An 18222-nucleotide genomic window follows, 5' to 3' on the forward strand; every position below is an offset into this window, starting at 1 on the left:
GACATAAAACCAAAAGCTCATGAATAATCGTCGCGACTTTATCAAAAAATCAGGATTATTCCTGGCAGCAACTACTCTTCCTTTTCCAAATCTTTTTTCAGCTAAACCTGCAAAAAAACTGGGTGTGGCGCTGGCAGGACTGGGATATTACAGTAGAGATTTATTAGCACCTGCACTTCAGTTAACCGACTATTGTGAGCTAAGGGGAATTGTAACAGGAAGTCCGGAAAAAATTCCGCAGTGGCAAAGTAAGTATGGAATAAAAGATGCCAATGTTTACAATTATGAAAACATGGAAGACGTCGCTAATAATGATGATATTGATGTAATTTACATTGTCCTGCCCAACTCGATGCATGCAGAATATGCGATAAAAGCAGCCAACGCAGGAAAACATGTATGGTGTGAAAAACCTATGGCGACAACTGTAAAAGAATGCCGGCAGATGATTGAGGCTTGCAATAAAAACAATGTAAAACTTTCTATTGGTTATCGCATGCAGCATGAGGCAAATACGCAAACCATTATGAAATGGGCAGAAACAAAACCTTTTGGTGAAATTGAGAATCTTAGAGCCGAAGCAGGTTTTTATAGTGATAATATAACACCGTGGAAACTGGATAAAGAAATGGGCGGCGGTGCTATGTACGATATGGGCGTGTATTCTTTAAACGGTGCAAGATATGCTTCGGGAATGGAGCCAATTACTGTTAGTGCCACACACACCACCAACCGGCCTCAAATGTTTAATGAAGTAGACGAAACGACAATTTTCGACCTGGAATTTCCGAATGGAGCTACGGCTGCATGCCGCACAAGTTCTGGAGAAAGCATGAATATTCTGGACATAGATTGTAGTAAAGGTGGCTATTATCTTAAACCATTCCAATCTTACTCCGGCGTGAAAGGAAAAGCCAGCGATGGTACTGTTTTAGAACCTTTTGGTAAAAACCAACAGGCCGTACAGATGGATGATGATGCTTTGGCAATTATTAATGATAAACCAGTAATGGTTCCCGGCGAAGAAGGCTTAAAAGATATTGTAATAGTTGAAAAAATATTTGAATCTGCCGCTAATGGCGGAAAAAGATTGAGCCTTGGCTAAAATATTTCTTCAAGCATCTAGATTCATCTGAAGAATTTTCAGCAATATGAAGTATTTCTATGTTTTAAGCCTGCTGCTATTTGTAAATTTTGCTTCCGCACAGAAATTACCGGAAAATTTCGTTTATGTCAGCAAAATTATTCCAGATATAGCGCTGGAAATACGCTATTGTGGTGCTAATAATTTTATGGGAAAACCGGTAGATGCCTATCGGGAATCTGTGGCCATTTTGACCAAACCTGCGGCAACAGCTTTATCCCAGGTTCAGGAAGAACTTAAAAAACAAGGATACCGGTTAAAGATCTTTGATGCTTACCGCCCGCAATCTGCAGTAGATCAATTCGTGGAATGGGCAAGAGATGAAGCCGACACGATTAACAAGAAAAGTTTTTATCCTGAAATTGACAAAAGGAACCTGTTCAATTTAGGATATATTTCCTCAAGATCCGGCCATTCCCGCGGCAGCACCGTAGACCTTACCATTATTAATGCTGAAACCGGAGAAGAGCTTGATATGGGTAGTCCTTATGATTTCTTCGGAAGTATTTCCAACCATAATTCCGAAGAAATTAATAAAGAACAAAAAGAAAATCGCCTGATACTCAAACACCTGATGGAAAAATGGCTTTAGACCTTATCCTGAAGAATGGTGGCACTATACATTAAGAAAAGAGGCTTATCCAGAAACTTACTTTGATTTTCCCGTGGAATAAATTCTAAAAAACTTGTTACTCCAGTTTTTCTGCTAATGAAGAGAGATTCTGCATTTTTGCATGGTTATACGCCGTCATTCCCTGGCTATCTTTAAGGGATTTATCTGCGCCATTTTCCAAAAGCAGCTCTGCCATTTTTTCCTGGCCAAAAGTCGCTGCAAAAATGAGTGCGGTAGCGCCGTTAGAATTTTGAATATCAACGTCGGCGTCTTTTTGAATAAGCAAATTGGCAATTTTCGTATTCCCTTTAAAGCAAACTCCCATAAGAGCTGTGTTTCCGGCAGCATCCAGGGCATTTACATCTGCCCCGGAATCCAGAAGAAGTTCTGTGACTTCATATTGATCGTTATAACTGGCCAAAACAAGAGGTGAAAAGCCTTTAGAATCCTTTTGCTCCAGTAAAGCCGGATTTTCAGCAATCATAGCTTTTACTTCCTCTTTGTTTCCTGAACGAATACTGTCATAAAAATTCATATAAATAGTGGTTAGTTAAGAGAGCCTTTAAAAATGGCAATTATCGTGCTTCAGTAAAAGAAATCTTTGATGCACGACAATGAGCAATTCTTCAATCTCTCATTTGTTAATATCTGATCCTTTTGTCAGGACCAAATTAGCAGATTGTGGAGAGAAAGCAGCTTCTGCGCAATATTCTTAATCAATCTACCTATAGAATACCTCTATTTATTTTACTTTAATCATAGTGTATGATTATCCTTCAACAATCTTTTCCAAAACAATTTTGATTCTAAACAGTCATAGAAAAAAGCTGGGTTTCAGGTTTGCTTCTCTGAAGTAACACATCAAAAGCCATACATACATTGCGTACAAAGGGTCGGCCTTTTTCTGTTATCTTAATCGATTTACTTCCGATGATTATCAAACCATCAGCTTCCATTTCTTTCAGCTTGATGAGAACATCCGGAATTTCTTCAAAATATTGATCAGCTTGGCTCCAGGAAGTTTGCAGTCTGCACATTAAATTCAGGATATGTTTCCGGATAATTTCATCTTCCGCAGTAAGAATGTGTCCGCGATATAATGGCAGTTCATCCTTATCCAGAATATCGTAATAATCCTCTATTTTCTTCACATTTTGAGCAAAACCGGACCAGCTATCGCTAATCGCCGAAACCCCCAAACCTATCATCACTTCTGTTTTGGAAGTAGTATATCCCATAAAATTGCGGTGCAGTTTCTGTTCTTCCACCGCCTGATATAATGAATCTGATTTTAAAGCAAAATGGTCCATTCCTATTTCAATATAGCCCGCCTCTTCCAAAAGTTTTTTTCCGGTTTCATACATCTCGCGTTTTACATCTGCGGTAGGTAGGTCTTCATCTTTATAACCTCTTTGTCCGTTACCTTTAATCCATGGTACATGTGCATAACTGTAAAAAGCAATCCTGTCTGGCATTAATTCCTTTGTTTTGGCAATCGTGGTACGCACGTGCTCTACTGTCTGAAAAGGCAAGCCAAAAATAATATCGTGCCCAACAGAAGTGTATCCAATTTCCCGGGCGTTCTCGGTGGCATTTTTTACGTTTACAAAAGGCTGAAAACGGTGAATAGCCTGCTGTACAACCATATTATAATCCTGAACCCCGTAACTTATTCGGGTAAAACCAAGATCGTGCAATACCTGCAAATGTTCTTTTTTGGTATTGTTTGGATGCCCTTCAAGACTAAAATCGACCTCCTCTGCCCTTTCGGCTTTTTTAAAGAGTCCGTTAATTAGCAATTTTAAATTTTCCGGAGAAAAGAAAGTAGGAGTTCCCCCGCCAAGGTGGATTTCTTTAATTACCGGAACTTTATTTAAAAGATCCAGGTACAAATCCCACTCCTTTAATACTGCAGTGATATAAGGAGATTCCACTTCATGCCGTTTGGTAATTCTTTTATTACATCCACAAAAAGTACACAGGCTTTCACAAAAAGGTAAATGAATATAAAGGCTTATCCCCTGCTTTGCATTGCTTGCCTTAAATGATTTTTGTAAAGTAGATTTATAGTCTGATACTGTAAAAAGCGCTTCATTCCAATAAGGAACAGTTGGATAACTGGTGTATCTTGGCCCCGCCACATTGTATTTCTGAATCAAAGAATTGTCCATACCTGCATTTATTTTGAAGCAAAAATATTGCAGGGGCAGGCTCTAAAAAATGATCCTGATCACATTATGCTACTTCAGAAAAAACTTACTGAGAAGATATTTCCAGTTGCAGAGCCCAAAGTTTTATACTGAATTTAATCATGTTTAAAGGCAGCAATTACCCTGAAGATATGCATAATTGCAGGGAACACAGCATCCATAGACTCTTCTGCTCCCTTAGTAGAACCCGGCAGCGCAAGCACCAGAGTATTCCCGATTAATCCCGATACAGAGCGGGATAACATGGAATACGGCGTCCTGTCCTGACCATAAGCGCGAATAGCCTCTTCTATTCCCGGAACCGGCCGTTCCAGCAAAGGTTTAACAGCTTCGGGCGTGACGTCACGTGGGGAAAGTCCGGTGCCGCCGGTAAGAATAACCAGGCTCACGTTATCTTTACATTTCTGCTTTACCAGCTTCTGAATTTCGTCTTTCTCATCGGGAATGATAACATAATCTTCGATTTCTACCTGATAGGTTTTCAGTTTGCCGATAATTGCCTTTCCGGCACGATCTTCTTTCTCTCCGGCAGAAATAGAATCTGAACAAACAATAACACTAGCCGAAATTCTATTTTCTTCTACTACTTTCCTGTAGTCTGTTTTGCCTCCCTTTTTTTCGAGAAGCTTAATATTTTCTATGCTAATTCCTTGATCTATCGGCTTTAGCATATCGTACATCGTAATTGCGACCACAGAAGCTGCATGCATGGCCTCTACCTCTACCCCGGTTTTATAAATCGTGTGAATTTCCACCTTAATTTTAACCGTAAGCTCTTCGATTTCGTAAGTTATACCGGTGTATTCAATGGGCAACGGATGGCAATCTGGAATCATATCGCTGGTACGTTTTGCAGCAAAAAGTCCGGCGGTTTTTGCCATTTCAAAAACATCGCCTTTAGGAACTTTTCTTTGTTCTATAGCTTCAATTGTTTCCGGACTACTAACCCGAACTACCGCCTGCGCGATAGCTTTTCTAAGCGTATTTGTTTTATACGTAATATTTACCATTGCCTTTATTACTCCTATTTGTTTACTTTCCAGGATTGTTTACTGCTCTCCAAAATCTCTTTTCCCCATACCGGCAATTCCTTTTTTATACGCTCTACCAGCTCATCACACGCATCCATTGCCGGCCTGCGATGTTTTGACGAGGTGAAAACAAACAGGCAAATTTCTCCTGTTTTCACTTCTCCAAGGCTGTGGTATATATGCATACAGGTAAGATCGTACTTCTCAAAAATATCTTCCCGTATTTCAAAAGCTTTTTGCAGCGCCATTTCTTCGTAGCAGGTATATTCTATCGCCTTTACGGCACTACCCTCTATCTCGTCTGCCCTTACCTGACCAAGGAAAATTGAATGTCCACCAATATTGGTTTTTGTACTGTGATTCTGAATAGAGGTCGCTATTTTCTCACTGGAGATAGGTCCCTCTACAAATATGTTTTTCGGTTTACGCGCCATGGTTTTCTTTTTTTAAAGGTGAAGAAGGATGCAAAATCCCTCCTTCTACGGAAAAAATCTTTTTCTCCGGAAATTTAATTTTCAGATCTTCAGCCATTTTTTGGCTTCTTGCACCCGATTTACAGAACAACAGAATATTTTCAAAAGCCTTTATCCGCGTCTGATCCTTTACCAGAATAGATATCGGAATTTTTTCTATTTTTGAATCATTTAATACCGGTTCTTCATTTGGCTCCCGAATATCTATTAAAACCGAATTTTTTAAATTCCGTGTCCAGTCTAAAGCCTTTTCCCAGCTGATGCTTTCGGCTACACCACAACTAATTTCGTAATTGGTAGCTTTAAAAGCTGCTTCATTTGCAGGAATCTTTTTCCGGGCATCCTGATTTGCTACTGCGCGGACTTCAAAAAAAGAAGTAGTTTTCAAATTGTAAAACATTATCTTATTGGAAAGCACCGTCCCCACTCCCGATAGTAATTTAATAGCCTCAGTGGCCTGTAAAGTTCCAATAAGTCCGGGTAGCACCCCGAGTACTCCCGTTTCACTGCAATTGGGAATTTCATTTGATGAAGGCGGATTTGGATACACATCCCGGTAATTGATTGGATCCTCTCCATAATTAAAAACCGCAAGCTGACCTTCATATTGATAAATCGCACCCATTATTAATGGCTTATGCAAAAATACGCAGGCATCGTTTATCATATACCGGGTTCCAAAATTATCGGTACCATCCAGAATCAAATCGTATTCAGAGATAACCTCAAGAGCATTTTTGGGATTAAGAAATTCTGAAATAATATTGAAAGTGACATCAGGATATTTCTGTTTTAAAACAGAAGCTGCTGTTTGAGCTTTCGGTTTGCCAACTTCATTTTGTCCGTACAGGGTTTGTCGGTTAAGATTGGATTCGCTTATCGTATCTCCATCTGCAATCCCTATTGTTCCAACACCGGCCGCTGCAAGATGCAGCAATGCCGGACAGCCAAGCCCTCCTGCCCCAACTACGAGCACTTTTGCTCCGGACAGTTTTTCCTGCCCCTTGATTCCAAATTCGGGTAATATGGTTTGCCTGTCGAACCTGCTCATCCTCCTGAAAATGGTGGTAACAACGCAATTTCCTCATTTCCGTTAAGGGCAGTATTTTCCTGAACTATCTGCTGATTTACAGCCAGCGAAAAGTTCTGGGATTCCAGTTGAGGATATTTTGCTTTTAATCTATCCAGAAGTTCTTTGGTATTTTGGTAATACGGAAATTGAAATTCTGATGCCTCAAGCTTTTCTGCAAGCATCCCAAAGGCCTTTATATTAAGTTGTTCCATCTTTTCTCTGCTTCTCTAAGTTCTTGCTGCGTGTTGATATTCCGGAAATATTCAGCCATTTTACTGAACCCGGAAGATACTAAAGTGTGCCTGTTTTTTAAAATGAAATCTGTCATTTTTAATTCTTCAGCAGTAATCGCATCCTCCACTGTTTTCTTCAGTTTTACAGGATAAAGGGCAAATAGCGGATTAATCCTCTGCCCTACCAAAGGCGCTATAATTTCCTCAATATCTGCTTCCGAAGTAAGATTTTTCACTCCTTCTTCGGTTAAAAAAGGCATGTCGCAACTCACCAAAAAAACGACATCTGCTGTAGTGTTTTGAAAGGCCGAAAGGAGGCCGCCCATTGGGCCTTTTTCCTTTACCACATCTGGAAATACTGAAACTCCAAATTGATCATATTTTGGATTATTGGCAATGATTTTTACAGGCAAATCTGCTTTTTTTAAAGTTTTCAGCACATAAGAAACCATCGGCTCATGGTCCAGAAGCATCAATCCCTTGTCGCGTCCCATACGGCTGCTTTTTCCCCCGGCAAGAACAAAAGCTTCTATTTTTATTTCCGAATTCACGACAGAATTAGTTTAATTGCTGCTCCCGCGAGTACGAAAGTCAGCAGGTTTTTCATTATTCTCACATTAAAGCGGTGAGAACCGTAATAGCTGCCAAGCATTCCTGCCACCACTGTAGGCGGAATGAAGATCCAGAGCGATTTATCAAAAGAAAAATTTAGACCAAGTGTGCCGATATATCCGGCCACAGAATTCACAAAGATGAATAATGCGCTTAAAGCTGCTGTTTGCCTGATGTTTGTCCAGCCCAGCATAAGTACCAGTGGAGAAAGAATAATACCGCCGCCAATCCCAATTAACCCGGAAAAGAATCCGATTAAAATTCCGATAAGTGGCGGCAACCATAGATTCTGCACCACAGCAGTAGATTCATTTTGAGGAAAAACCCTGAGAAATCGAAAAATGGGAAATAGTAAGAGCACACCCAGAATTTTCATATATATTGCTGTATCTACCATCACCATTCCCCCTACAAAAGCCGCCGGCATAGAGAAAATCACAAGTTGCAGGAAAAGTTTCTGTGGAAATTCGCAGGTTTTACGATGATTTAGAAAAGCTATAAATGAAATAATGATATTCATTAAAAGCGCAGTGGGCCTTATTTCCTCTGGCGCAAACCCTGCAAGCGCTAGAATCATCAAATAACTGCTCGCGCCACCATGTCCCACCGAAGCATAGAAGAAAGCGGCCACCGGTAATAATAGGAGCAAGTAAAAAATTACGTCTGTGGACATTAAAATGAATTAGATGCTGAACCTGAGAAATCCAAAAATAGCAAATCCAGTAAGTAGTCTAAAATATTACCTTCAAAATAATTAAGGTAAACAGAATGATTGCCAGGCTAAGGCCGGTAATCTTCTTGTTTTCTTTATTGAAAAAATCTCCCATTGAATGCTATACTTTTTAGATAAATGAAGGTAATAAATTGTCATGAAAATCAGCTTCTTCAGAACCAGCAAAATTGTAATAAAAGAGTCAGCGAAAATGAATGATAAAAGTGAGGTTTCAAATTTGGCAATTTTCGATATACGTTTTGCAATGGTTTACTGATTAAAACTTAATATATTTTTTGTGAATCTTCAGGATTTTTTTCTAAATTCCTTTGAAAAGTATTAAAATATGGATAAAGAAGAACAAAAGTCGATAAGAAATGAATTTTACGATAGTGTAAATATGGCTCCCAAAGAGCTGGAAGAGTGGCTAAAAACAGAAGAATCCAAATCTGTAGGCCAGGACAGCGGGAGCGGCGAATCCATCGGCCATAAATCGGGAAAGAAAATCATTGCTATTAAAAACAAAAATAAAGATGAATTAACCAACTCAGATTATGAGCATATGAAGAAGGTGAACAGTTATGTTAGCCGGCATACCGCACAAGGTCCTTCTTCAGATAAAAAAGAATCTCCGTGGAGGTATTCTTTAATGAACTGGGGTCATGATCCCTGTAAAAATGGCGGGTGCTAGAAAACAGCGTCTTCCGAAGAGTGAAAAAAGACAGGTTTGAAAATTGGCAATTATCGATCTTAAGTAAAGCTTATTCCAGACTAACCAGGAATTCGTCTGCTTTTTGATGTATGGAGATTTGTTTATTGTTATCCCATTTATCATATGTACCAATTAACATGCGAAGTCTATAATTTTTCAGAAAAAAATCGCGATGAATATCCATAAATCGCCAGAATAAAGCATCCCACACTTCCTGCCAGTCGCCTTTTGGATAGTCACTCATTTTCATGAGATAATTACTTCCGCTTATATAAGGTTTTGTGGACATCATCCCTCCATCTGCAAACTGGCTCATCCCATAAATGTTGGGCACCATCACCCAATCATACGCATCTATAAACAACTCCATAAACCACCGGTAAACCTCGTCGGGATCAAATTCGCAAAGCAACATAAAGTTGCCTAGCACCATCAATCGCTCTATATGATGGCAGTAGCCGGTTTTCAGCACCTTTTTGATGGTCTCATCTACGGGAACAATTCCGGTGGAGCCATCGTAAAAGCTTTTCGGAATTTTTCTTGTAAAGCCCCAATAATTTTTCGTCCGTTCTTCCCTACCCTTTGCTACGTAAATTCCTCTTATAAATTCCCGCCATCCAACAATTTGCCGGATAAATCCTTCCAGGGAATTTATTGGAATAGCATTGTATGAATTAAATTCTAGGGTCTGCTCAATAATTTGATGCGGGGTAAGCAAACCAACATTAAGCATGGGCGTGAGCAGACTGTGATTTAGCAACATTTCTTTGTGCACTATGGCGTCTTCATAATCCCCAAACTCTGCCATTCGATAGTCCAGAAATTGGTTTAGCCATTCCTCACTTTCTGAGTAATTTATGGGATAATTCATCTCTTCGCTAAGAATTCCAGGATTTTCAGAAAAGTGCTGATTGGTATAAGTTTGGGCTTCCCGAATATATTGATTTGGAAGCGGAAATGTGGTTTTGATTACCGGCTTTGCTTTTGGATACTTTTTGCGATTCTCTTCATCAAAAGACCATTTACCACCTTCGGGACCTCCGGTTTTATCTATTAATATCCTTCTCTTTATTCTTTCCTGTTTATAAAATTCTGTTTGAAAGAATTTCTTCTTTTCAGGTTTAAAGAAATCTTCCAGGTCTTCGTTGGTATTCAGAAACATCGGGGATTCTAAAATACTGAGCTCAATTTTCAGTTTTTCGCAACGTGTCTTTAATCTTCTGGTTAACCAATCGTCAACAGGATCGACAATGGCTAGAGATTTAATTCCAAGATCATGTAAATGCACAATTAACTGCCTTATATCTGCTTCCTGTTCCAGAGATTCAACATACTTTACTGAAAAACCTTTTTCGAGCAGGTAATCCTGATAAAACTTCATAGTTGCTCTGTGAAAAGCAATTTTTTGTTTGTGGAATTTATATTGTTTAAAGAATAGACTTTCTTCTATCAAATAAAAAGCACCTTCTATGGAAAATAGCGGATTTGATTTAAATAATTGATTTGGAAAAATTAATTTTACGGTACTCATCTTCCAACATTTTTTCTCCTCTACATTTTTTTATTCAATTAGTTACATCATCCCAGGTGAGCCTCCAGATTTGGCAATTATCGACCTACAGGAAAATAAACTTCATTTTATAAAATATAGACCTTTACCAAAGTTCCCGCTTCTACCTCTTCTTTATCTTCTGCTAACTCCACAAGGCAATTGGCGGTGCTAAAGGCCTGCAGGTTAAAGGACTGTTGTGCACCCAGAATTTCTACTTCGTCTCCATTGGTTCTACCTTTCAGGAAAAAAGTTAAACCCGGCTTTTTCTTGTGATCTCCGGCTAAAATTAACTTACTATCAGCATTCCAGACATTATTCCGACCCATAAAATAATAGAGACAAGGCTTTACATATTGATTAAAGCAACTTAACACCGAAGCAGGATTTCCAGGAAGTGCAAAAATCCATTTTTCTCCCTTTTTACCGGCAAACATAGGTTTTCCCGGCCGTTGTTTTATTTTATAGAAAAGCTCCTGAACTCCGGCATTTTCCAGGCATTCCTTTACAAAATCATAATCGCCAACAGAAATACCTCCGCTTAAAATAAGCACATCCTGTTGCTCCAGGGCTTCGTCAATTATTTTCTGAAGCTCCTCTTTTTTATCTGATGCTTTTTCAGGGAAAATATCTGTAATTCCGGATTTTTTTAGCAAGGCTTCAAGCATGGGTCCGTTGGAGTTGTAAATCTCACCCGGTTTAAGGGAAGTTCCCGGTTCTTTTAATTCGTCTCCTGTAATAATATAAGCTACAGTAGGTGCTTTATAGATTTTAACCTTAGCGAGACCGACAGAAGCCAGCAGCCCAATAACACCGGGAGAAATCACAGTTCCTTTTTTTAGAATTAATTCTCCGCGCTTACATTGCGAGCCTTTTAACCGGACATTACTTCCTGTGCTGGTTTTATCCTGCTGATAAATAATTCCTCCTGAAACTTCATCTTTTTCTATTAATTCCTGCGGAATAACAGTATCTGTACCTTCAGGAATTTTTGCGCCGGTAAAAATACGGGCAGCCTGTCCTTTTTCAATTTTATATTCTGAAGTATCCCCTGCCTGAATCATGGTATTAACTTTCCAATGCTGAAGTTTTGTATCAAACTTCAGAGCATAACCGTCCATGGCGGAATTATCGAAGGAAGGGACATCTATGGGGGAATGTATATCTTCAGCTATTATAGCCTGAAGGCTGTGGCCAAGCAGGACCGTCTCAATTTTTCCTCTTGTACTGTTATCAGAAAGAATTTTCCTAGCTTCATTTACTGAAATCATCCACCTATTTTAATCATACTACGGTTCTTAATTGTAGAAGCTTCAGAATCTTTATAGGATTTGGCAAACTGCCCACCCATCACTGCGTGTTTCCTTCGCACTGAAGTTTTAATTAGCGGAATTATATCTTCTCCTTTTCTGAGGGTTCCAAGAATATCCATCTCCTCGCTTCCAAAGAGGCAGTTCTTCATTTTTCCGTCAGCGGTTAGACGCATCCGGTTACAGTCTCCGCAAAAATGTTCGGTCATTGTGGTAATAAAAGCAAACGTACCTTCATGTCCTATAGCTTTGTACTTTTTTGCGGTTGCATGAGGTCTATCTTTCAGTTTCACCATGTCGTATTCTTCCTCCACCCATTTGAGCATTTGCGTGGCGGTAATAACTTTCTTGCTGTTCCAATGATTACCTTCAAATGGCATAAATTCAATCATTCGAACGTGTAGCGGTAAATCTTTGGTGATCGCCACAAAATCAAGAATCTCTTTTTCTATTACTCCTTCTATTGCTACGGCATTGATTTTAACCCTGAAACCTTCATCTAAAAGCAACAAAATATTATTCCATACCAGCTGAAACTGATCCCGCTTGGTTACTTTTTTAAAAGTTTCGGCATTTAAAGTATCAAGGCTTACATTCAGGGATTTTACTCCAGCTGCCTTTAACTGCGAAATATATTTATGAGCGAGCACAGCATTGGTGGTAAGGCTAAATTCTACGGGTAGTTGGGAAAGCTTCTGAAGAATTTCCGCAAATTCCTTACGTACCATCGGTTCCCCTCCTGTTAATCTGATTTTATTAACGCCCAGTCCTACAAATGTCTTCGCTATTTGCACAATTTCGTCCACCTGCATAAGATGCTTATTTGGCAAACACTGAATGTTCTCATCTGGCATACAGTACTGGCACCTAAAGTTGCAGCTATCTGTAAGGGAAATCCTAAGGTAATCGTGAATTCTTTGATGAGTATCCTGAAGCATTTAACGGTATGTTTAGGATTTTAAAGTTAAGAAATAAGAAGTACAGAAACGAATGCCAGCCGCTGTTTATTTCTATTTTGCTAAAACTTCAGCAATACCTGCTTCTTTCTCCAATCTGAAGCATAAAATCTTCGGGAAAAGCAGAAATCCTCAAAACCAGGGTTATCCTTCAGCTCAAATTTTTAAAAGTAGTTGAGATATTACGAATAGCTGAAAAAAAAATTACTTTTATTCTTTCAATACACCTGCCAATATCCTCAATCTATAACAAGATCTTATTTCCAGAATTCATCTGCCGTATTATCCTGAAAGCGTTCATCTTTATGTACTTCAGTTATAACTTCCAGTTGCTCTGTTGTTGCCTGCTTTTGTATTTCATTGAAAAGCTCCCTTTCCTCAAATCTTACATGGAGTTCAAGTTCTTCTTCTATAAGACTAAGTGACCTGGTGATTTCCTTATCATCATTAAAAAGTCGCTCCAGTCGCCGGTGATCTGCAAGAGCCTTTTTTACCATTTCATGGTTTTCCCCAAGGACGGGAAACAAATATTCTTCTTCAATTTTAAAATGTGGAAGCACATGATTCTTAAAAAACCAGTCCGAATAGGTTTTCATCCGCTCCGGGAATACTCCTTTTGAAAACCCTTTTCTGATTTTCCAGCACAGTAAAAGTGTATGATGATGATCCCTGCTAAGAGGCTGAATATTTTTATCTCTTTTTATTGGCTTTTTCTTTTCCATAGTATTGTTTTCTGATCCTGCAGAATTATATCATTCTTTCAGTCTAAAATGTAATCATATTCAGACGTTCTACCTACTTTTCCAGTACTTAATGTGTTAATTCAAAACTTTTGTTGTAAAAAAGTCGCAAACGATTATAACCGACTGTGATCACAACTAATCATGCAATACCAGAATTGGCAAATGGTTAGGTACAGAAGTATACAGCCCATGCCTGTTATGCAGCAACCGGTCGCAAATCCTGATGTTTTTACCTAGCAATACAACCAGGTCAAATTTATTCTGAACGTCTGTCCAGATTCTTTTATCAAATATCTTCGTTTCATCAAATGTGGAAAAACTTACATTTATGTCCTGCAGTCCGCTGAAAACTTCTTTTTTTGCAGCTCTCCTTTCATTCTCTATACTACCGGAACCTGCAATTTCCCAGATGCTTAGCTCCGTATTTTTAAAAATTTCTGAGTTATTTAAAAACTGTATATTATTTTCATTAAAAAAGGCGGTGTAATCCAGCGGCATTACCAACTTCTCAGTTTTTTCGAATCTACTGTCTTCCGCTACCGCCAGAATATTGCATTTTATCTTGGACATAATTTCAAAAGTATGTTCTCCAAGAATAGTAGTATGGCGTTGCTCCTTCCCTACTGCCCCCATTACAATAAGATCTATCTTGTTTTGTTTTACAAAATCACGTGCTGCATTCACAAGTTTATCTTCAGAATAATGGCCGGTAACCTTATGTTGTCTGTTTCCAGACCTTTCCTGTAAATTTCTCACACGTTCCTGCAACGTAGTAAGAGTATCCGCTTTTCTTGTTTCTGCACAGTCACCTACACACGCAGGATCCGGATCAAATATATTCAACAAATAAAAATTTACCTGTTGATCCTGAAATAGATCCATGGCATAATGAGTAGCATTAATTGCGACACGGGAAAAATCTGATAGCAAGAGAATATTCATAGCATTTTCTTCTAAGGGGCGAAAATAACTATTGAACCACTCCGCAAAAAATGATAAAAATCAGGATTTTAGTTTTTTATAGTTACACAAAAAAATTTTAATAGAAGAATTTGATATGTAAGCTTCCCCTAATTAGAACTGCTCTGCAAATAAGGGCACAGTGTTATGAGAAATAGGTTCTGTTTATAGAAAGAAATAAAACTGATATCTTTGATGATATTAGATGAAGATTATTGTGTATAATAGTAATAGTTCTACTTACAAAGAGGTTAAACTACCTGCCGTTTTTAAACAGATTAAGTATCTTCATTTTAGGATGAAGTTCCTCAGAATGGTTTTTTGCTCTTCTGAATAATTGAAAACCATATGAAATTAATTAGTAAACTGGGAAATCAATACCTGAAAAGGAGGTTACGCGACATTGATGAGATGAAGGAGAACCCTTATAAAATTCAGGAAGATGTCTTTAAAGAATTGCTGAAAAAAGGAAAAAATACAGCATACGGCAAAAAGTACGGATTTTCATCGATAGCCGATATCAATAAATTCAGGGAAAAAACACCTGTAGTGGGTTACAGTGATTTAACCCCTTTTATAGAACGTGCAGTCCAGGGTGAAAAGAATGTTCTCTGGCCGGGAAAAATGGAAAATTTTGCAAAATCGTCTGGTACAACAGATAGCAGAAGCAAACTTATACCAGTATCTATGGAAGGTCTACGCAACTGTCACTATCTCGGCGGAAGGGATATGTTGGCTATTTACCTCCGTAATTTTCCTGATTCCCTGTTATTAAGCGGAAAGAACCTCTCTATAGGCGGAAGCCAGGAAGGAAACGCCAATAGTGGGAAAAATACATTTTACACCGGCAATATTTCAGCCATTGTTATGAAAAATCTTCCGTTTTGGGCACAATTAGGAAGAACACCAGGAATAAAAGTCGCCCTTATGAACGACTGGGAAAAGAAAATGAAAACAATCTCTGAAATTACTTCCCGTCAAAAAATTACCAGTCTTGCCGGCTCGCCCATGTGGATGTTGCTTTTGCTTCAGCATATTCAGAAAGAGCGGGAAATCAACGATATTAAAGAAGTTTGGCCGCACCTGGAAGTGTTCTTCCATGGCTCGGTTTCCTTTGGGCCTTACAAACCACTTTTTGAAGAACTGGACAAAGCTGGGACTTTACGTTATCAGGAAATTTATAATGCTACTGAAGGATTTTTTGGAATTCAGGAGTTGGTAAATGATACTTCTCTTTTGCTTATGCTTAATTACGGAGTCTTCTATGAATTTATTCCCGAAGAAAATTTTAAGGATGAATTTCCAGAGACGGTATTATTAAGTGAAGTTAAACCAGGCAAAAGATATTCCCTGGTAATCTCTACAAATTCAGGATTATGGCGTTATAAAATTGAAGACAGTATTAAATTTACTTCAACAGATCCTTTTCGCTTTAAAATTATGGGGCGCACCAAACATTGCATTAATGTTTTTGGTGAAGATTTGTTTGCAGAACAAGGCGAAGAAGCTTTATTTAAAGCCTGTAAAAGGACCGGCGCATTGATGCAGAATTTCACGGTTGCACCATTCTTCTACAGCCAGGAGAAAAAAGGATATCATGAGTGGGTGGTGGAATTTAAAAAATCCCCTGCCAATCCTGAAGAGTTTACTGCAATTTTAGATGAAGAACTGTGTAAACTTAATGAAGATTACATGGAAAAACGTAAAGGAGATACAGCTATTCACATGCCGGCTGTGAGACAGGTGCCTCCTGGAACATTCTACCAATGGCTAAAGAGCAAAGAGAAATTGGGAGGACAGCATAAAATCCCGGCCATGTCCAACAGCCGCAATTTTGTAGAAGAAATCCTGCAAACAGCGCACAGGGATTTAAGTAACGCATGATGTCGATCTCAAAAAACATATTTCCTCTCTAAAGCGTATTTTGAATTTCACCTGCTTCAGTTAAAATTACAGCCTTTCAGGATTTCCAGAATTGGTTGGCAATTAAAGACCTTCTTGTTGAGAAAAGTTTAAAGTTTAACCCAACTTGCGTTTTTTGACAAAAATATGAAGGAGATCAATTAGGTGCGGATTTTTCATTTTTTCACCATTTATTCGATATATCGAAGGGGAAAATGGCAAATGAGCTCCAATTTTTACTATTTCAATTGAAAAATGAGTATTTTTTTGTTCCGAAAGAGTCAAAACAAGTATTTTAATCTCTATTTCAACGAAAATTTCTTCTTTCGGAGAAAATTGAGAAAAGTCATGCCCTAAATTTGGCAATTATCGACCTACAGTTTTAGCAGTGGCCACTTCAGTTTAAAATACTTCAGGAAAAAAAAGAGGAACGAATAGAAATCTGTTCCTCTAACTTATTTTTTGTTCTTCAGAATATATATTAATTCATTTCCGGGGTAATGATCTGATAATTCCCACTTAGGTGCATCAAACTAAAAAGGTACATAAGACCATCAAAATAAGGATCAAAATAATCGTCTGGATAAGGTTCCAGTTTGGCATTCCAGATCGCATCAACAAATTCCCAGCTTTTCTCCTGAGTCCCCATAATAGAAGCGGTAGCAGCGGTAGACACTAACCCGAGGGAGTGACGTAGTTTTTGATAACCTCCGGCAGGCAGAATCCAGTCAGGAGTTGTTCCATCTATATTATACTGATCTACATAGGTATCCATTCCCTGGCTATACAGGAAATTCTGAAAACGCCTCGCATAATCCTGTTGCCATTCCTTATCTTTTGCGTACCAGCTATAGTCCATCGCAATATTCATAGGCACCCGCCATGAATCATATCTGAAGGCATCCCCCATTTTACCCCTGCTGTGCGGTTCACCACTAAATTCGGAATAATCTGGTGTTAAAGCAGTGACGGGATGGGTGGCACGATGAAGAAAAGCGCGCGCAGTATCGGCATATTCCCTGTACAAGTCCTCGCGGCCATCATTGGCATATTCTGCCCAGACTTCATAAAATGCTGGTAGGTGATAAGAAGGATCTGTCCAGTCGTAACCACTTTCATCTGGCACAAAATTGATCATTTTATGCTCTGTATTAAATACATTTTTAATTCCCATAGTCCCGTCTTTGCTATACATAGCATCCAGGATCCTTTTTGCTTCGGCATGGTAATCGATACCTGTATCATTTCCCCAGCGGTTTGAAGCGAATAAGAGATCTGTAATAAAATACAGCTCCCCATCTGAGGCCGAACCTTCTGCATTATTTTTTCCGGTTACTGGATCTACACTCCAGGCAAAGTAAGCGTCACGAGGACCACCCTGATGTTGCATATTTTCTTTCGTCCAACGCCAAAGTTTATCAAAAACATCCTTTTTATCAAGCTGCACAGCCACCATCATTCCATAAGAAAGGCCCTCTGTTCTGGCATCTTCATTTTTAATATCTGAGACATAAGCCATAGAATCATTTACTTCAAAATAAACCCTATCCGGTCCTTCAAAAAGATCATAATATGCTTTTTCAAGTTTTGCATCTATCTCTTCCTGAGAATAACCGGCCTCTAAAAATACGTTTCGGTACTTACCGGTTTCGGCAGCTCCTTTCTCCCATGGTTCCATTTTTCCGCGGGAATTTGTGGCATCCACGCTAGTTTGCCGCGGTTTAGCAGATGAACACCCTGCAATTAAAATCATGACTATTACTACAAAAGTAATTGCACTTAAAATTTGATTCTTCTTCATATAATAATAGTTTCTACTAAATAAACCCGATATAAAATTTTACGGGATCAAGATAGTAATTTTAAGGTTATAGTCATAAGTACTAACATGAAATTCATGGTTGAAGAAATGATTTTATTATAGATGAAAATAGAGAAGAAAGACTACTTTAAAGTTTAAAAGAGAACTGCTTAGATTTTTTACAGGATA

At 38.6% G+C, this 18222-nt stretch carries 19 protein-coding genes and 1 pseudogene; 5 read left to right on the forward strand and 15 right to left on the reverse strand.

Features of this window, described 5'->3' with window-relative positions:
• The first annotated feature begins 19 nt into the window (after positions 1-19).
• The 3 genes and pseudogenes from RM549_RS00445 to RM549_RS00455 form a co-directional block, all read left to right on the forward strand.
• Complete coding sequence (locus RM549_RS00445) at positions 20-1105, forward strand: Gfo/Idh/MocA family protein (protein WP_311679600.1); 1086 nt, start codon at positions 20-22, stop codon at positions 1103-1105.
• 46 nt (positions 1106-1151) lie between these two features.
• Positions 1152-1736, forward strand: coding sequence for a M15 family metallopeptidase (locus RM549_RS00450; protein ID WP_311679602.1), 585 nt, complete (start codon positions 1152-1154; stop codon positions 1734-1736).
• Positions 1737-1764: 28 nt separating this feature from the next.
• A pseudogene (locus RM549_RS00455) lies at positions 1765-1818 on the forward strand (hypothetical protein); the annotation flags it as partial.
• 15 nt (positions 1819-1833) lie between these two features.
• Here the strand turns inward: RM549_RS00455 and RM549_RS00460 are convergent.
• The 8 genes from RM549_RS00460 to RM549_RS00495 form a co-directional block, all read right to left on the reverse strand.
• A complete protein-coding gene (locus RM549_RS00460) occupies positions 1834-2292 on the reverse strand; it encodes an ankyrin repeat domain-containing protein (RefSeq protein ID WP_311679604.1) in 459 nt (152 codons plus the stop codon).
• Between the two features lie 271 nt (positions 2293-2563).
• Positions 2564-3928 carry an oxygen-independent coproporphyrinogen III oxidase gene (gene hemN / locus RM549_RS00465; protein WP_311679606.1) on the reverse strand — a complete coding sequence of 455 codons (1365 nt, stop codon included), beginning with the start codon at positions 3926-3928 and terminating at the stop codon, positions 2564-2566.
• A 134-nt stretch (positions 3929-4062) separates the two neighbouring features.
• On the reverse strand, positions 4063-4977 hold the full coding sequence (moaCB, locus tag RM549_RS00470) for a bifunctional molybdenum cofactor biosynthesis protein MoaC/MoaB (RefSeq protein ID WP_311679608.1): 915 nt from the start codon (positions 4975-4977) through the stop codon (positions 4063-4065).
• A gap of 14 nt (positions 4978-4991) precedes the next feature.
• Positions 4992-5432: a molybdenum cofactor biosynthesis protein MoaE gene (locus RM549_RS00475; RefSeq protein ID WP_311679609.1), complete on the reverse strand. Its 441-nt coding sequence runs from the start codon at positions 5430-5432 to the stop codon at positions 4992-4994.
• Entirely contained in the window at positions 5422-6522 is a 1101-nt protein-coding gene (locus RM549_RS00480; RefSeq protein WP_311679611.1) for a ThiF family adenylyltransferase, read from the reverse strand. Before RM549_RS00480 ends, RM549_RS00475 begins: the two co-directional genes overlap by 11 nt.
• Entirely contained in the window at positions 6519-6755 is a 237-nt protein-coding gene (locus RM549_RS00485; RefSeq protein ID WP_311679613.1) for a MoaD/ThiS family protein, read from the reverse strand. Before RM549_RS00485 ends, RM549_RS00480 begins: the two co-directional genes overlap by 4 nt.
• Positions 6737-7327, reverse strand: a complete 591-nt coding sequence (gene mobA, locus RM549_RS00490; protein ID WP_311679616.1) for a molybdenum cofactor guanylyltransferase — start codon at positions 7325-7327, stop codon at positions 6737-6739. The genes RM549_RS00485 and mobA overlap by 19 nt, the downstream gene beginning before the upstream one ends.
• Positions 7324-8061: a sulfite exporter TauE/SafE family protein gene (locus RM549_RS00495; RefSeq protein ID WP_311679617.1), complete on the reverse strand. Its 738-nt coding sequence runs from the start codon at positions 8059-8061 to the stop codon at positions 7324-7326. The genes mobA and RM549_RS00495 overlap by 4 nt, the downstream gene beginning before the upstream one ends.
• A 385-nt stretch (positions 8062-8446) precedes the next feature.
• On the opposite strand from RM549_RS00495, the gene RM549_RS00500 reads away from it, so the two are divergent.
• Positions 8447-8791, forward strand: a complete 345-nt coding sequence (locus tag RM549_RS00500) for a DUF3140 domain-containing protein (protein WP_311679618.1) — start codon at positions 8447-8449, stop codon at positions 8789-8791.
• A gap of 70 nt (positions 8792-8861) precedes the next feature.
• Here the strand turns inward: RM549_RS00500 and RM549_RS00505 are convergent, their stop codons facing one another.
• The 5 genes from RM549_RS00505 to RM549_RS00525 all read right to left on the reverse strand — a co-directional run bounded on the left by RM549_RS00505 (position 8862) and on the right by RM549_RS00525 (position 14312).
• A complete protein-coding gene (locus RM549_RS00505) occupies positions 8862-10343 on the reverse strand; it encodes a cryptochrome/photolyase family protein (protein WP_311679619.1) in 1482 nt (493 codons plus the stop codon).
• A gap of 107 nt (positions 10344-10450) precedes the next feature.
• Positions 10451-11632, reverse strand: a complete 1182-nt coding sequence (locus RM549_RS00510) for a molybdopterin molybdotransferase MoeA (protein WP_311679620.1) — start codon at positions 11630-11632, stop codon at positions 10451-10453.
• A complete protein-coding gene (gene moaA / locus RM549_RS00515; protein ID WP_311679621.1) occupies positions 11629-12609 on the reverse strand; it encodes a GTP 3',8-cyclase MoaA in 981 nt (326 codons plus the stop codon). Before moaA ends, RM549_RS00510 begins: the two co-directional genes overlap by 4 nt.
• A 275-nt stretch (positions 12610-12884) precedes the next feature.
• Entirely contained in the window at positions 12885-13349 is a 465-nt protein-coding gene (locus RM549_RS00520) for a hemerythrin domain-containing protein (RefSeq protein WP_311679622.1), read from the reverse strand.
• 156 nt (positions 13350-13505) lie between these two features.
• A complete protein-coding gene (locus tag RM549_RS00525; RefSeq protein WP_311679624.1) occupies positions 13506-14312 on the reverse strand; it encodes a universal stress protein in 807 nt (268 codons plus the stop codon).
• A 366-nt stretch (positions 14313-14678) separates the two neighbouring features.
• On the opposite strand from RM549_RS00525, the gene RM549_RS00530 reads away from it, so the two are divergent.
• Positions 14679-16214 carry a GH3 auxin-responsive promoter family protein gene (locus tag RM549_RS00530; protein ID WP_311679626.1) on the forward strand — a complete coding sequence of 512 codons (1536 nt, stop codon included), beginning with the start codon at positions 14679-14681 and terminating at the stop codon, positions 16212-16214.
• A 135-nt stretch (positions 16215-16349) separates the two neighbouring features.
• Here RM549_RS00530 and RM549_RS00535 read toward each other — a convergent pair whose 3' ends face one another.
• The gene (locus tag RM549_RS00535) at positions 16350-16598 is read right to left on the reverse strand and encodes a hypothetical protein (RefSeq protein ID WP_311679628.1); all 249 of its coding nucleotides are present in this window, start codon (positions 16596-16598) and stop codon (positions 16350-16352) included.
• Between the two features lie 115 nt (positions 16599-16713).
• Entirely contained in the window at positions 16714-18033 is a 1320-nt protein-coding gene (locus RM549_RS00540) for a family 8 glycosyl hydrolase (protein WP_311679630.1), read from the reverse strand.
• Positions 18034-18222 lie beyond the last annotated feature (189 nt).

It is taken from the genome of Autumnicola patrickiae (genome assembly GCF_031846525.1).
Classification (GTDB): domain Bacteria; phylum Bacteroidota; class Bacteroidia; order Flavobacteriales; family Flavobacteriaceae; genus Autumnicola; species Autumnicola patrickiae.

Excerpts from the sequence above, each read along its gene's own strand:
- RM549_RS00445 (WP_311679600.1), top strand. The coding sequence starts at position 20 with ATGAATAATCGTCGCGACTTTATCAAAAAATCAGGATTATTCCTGGCA.
- RM549_RS00450 (WP_311679602.1), top strand. The coding sequence starts at position 1,152 with ATGAAGTATTTCTATGTTTTAAGCCTGCTGCTATTTGTAAATTTTGCT.
- RM549_RS00460 (WP_311679604.1), bottom strand. The coding sequence starts at position 2,292 with ATGAATTTTTATGACAGTATTCGTTCAGGAAACAAAGAGGAAGTAAAA.
- hemN (WP_311679606.1), bottom strand. The coding sequence starts at position 3,928 with ATGGACAATTCTTTGATTCAGAAATACAATGTGGCGGGGCCAAGATAC.
- moaCB (WP_311679608.1), bottom strand. The coding sequence starts at position 4,977 with ATGGTAAATATTACGTATAAAACAAATACGCTTAGAAAAGCTATCGCG.
- RM549_RS00475 (WP_311679609.1), bottom strand. The coding sequence starts at position 5,432 with ATGGCGCGTAAACCGAAAAACATATTTGTAGAGGGACCTATCTCCAGT.
- RM549_RS00480 (WP_311679611.1), bottom strand. The coding sequence starts at position 6,522 with ATGAGCAGGTTCGACAGGCAAACCATATTACCCGAATTTGGAATCAAG.
- RM549_RS00485 (WP_311679613.1), bottom strand. The coding sequence starts at position 6,755 with ATGGAACAACTTAATATAAAGGCCTTTGGGATGCTTGCAGAAAAGCTT.
- RM549_RS00495 (WP_311679617.1), bottom strand. The coding sequence starts at position 8,061 with ATGTCCACAGACGTAATTTTTTACTTGCTCCTATTATTACCGGTGGCC.
- RM549_RS00500 (WP_311679618.1), top strand. The coding sequence starts at position 8,447 with ATGGATAAAGAAGAACAAAAGTCGATAAGAAATGAATTTTACGATAGT.
- RM549_RS00505 (WP_311679619.1), bottom strand. The coding sequence starts at position 10,343 with ATGAGTACCGTAAAATTAATTTTTCCAAATCAATTATTTAAATCAAAT.
- RM549_RS00510 (WP_311679620.1), bottom strand. The coding sequence starts at position 11,632 with ATGATTTCAGTAAATGAAGCTAGGAAAATTCTTTCTGATAACAGTACA.
- moaA (WP_311679621.1), bottom strand. The coding sequence starts at position 12,609 with ATGCTTCAGGATACTCATCAAAGAATTCACGATTACCTTAGGATTTCC.
- RM549_RS00520 (WP_311679622.1), bottom strand. The coding sequence starts at position 13,349 with ATGGAAAAGAAAAAGCCAATAAAAAGAGATAAAAATATTCAGCCTCTT.
- RM549_RS00525 (WP_311679624.1), bottom strand. The coding sequence starts at position 14,312 with ATGAATATTCTCTTGCTATCAGATTTTTCCCGTGTCGCAATTAATGCT.
- RM549_RS00530 (WP_311679626.1), top strand. The coding sequence starts at position 14,679 with ATGAAATTAATTAGTAAACTGGGAAATCAATACCTGAAAAGGAGGTTA.
- RM549_RS00540 (WP_311679630.1), bottom strand. The coding sequence starts at position 18,033 with ATGAAGAAGAATCAAATTTTAAGTGCAATTACTTTTGTAGTAATAGTC.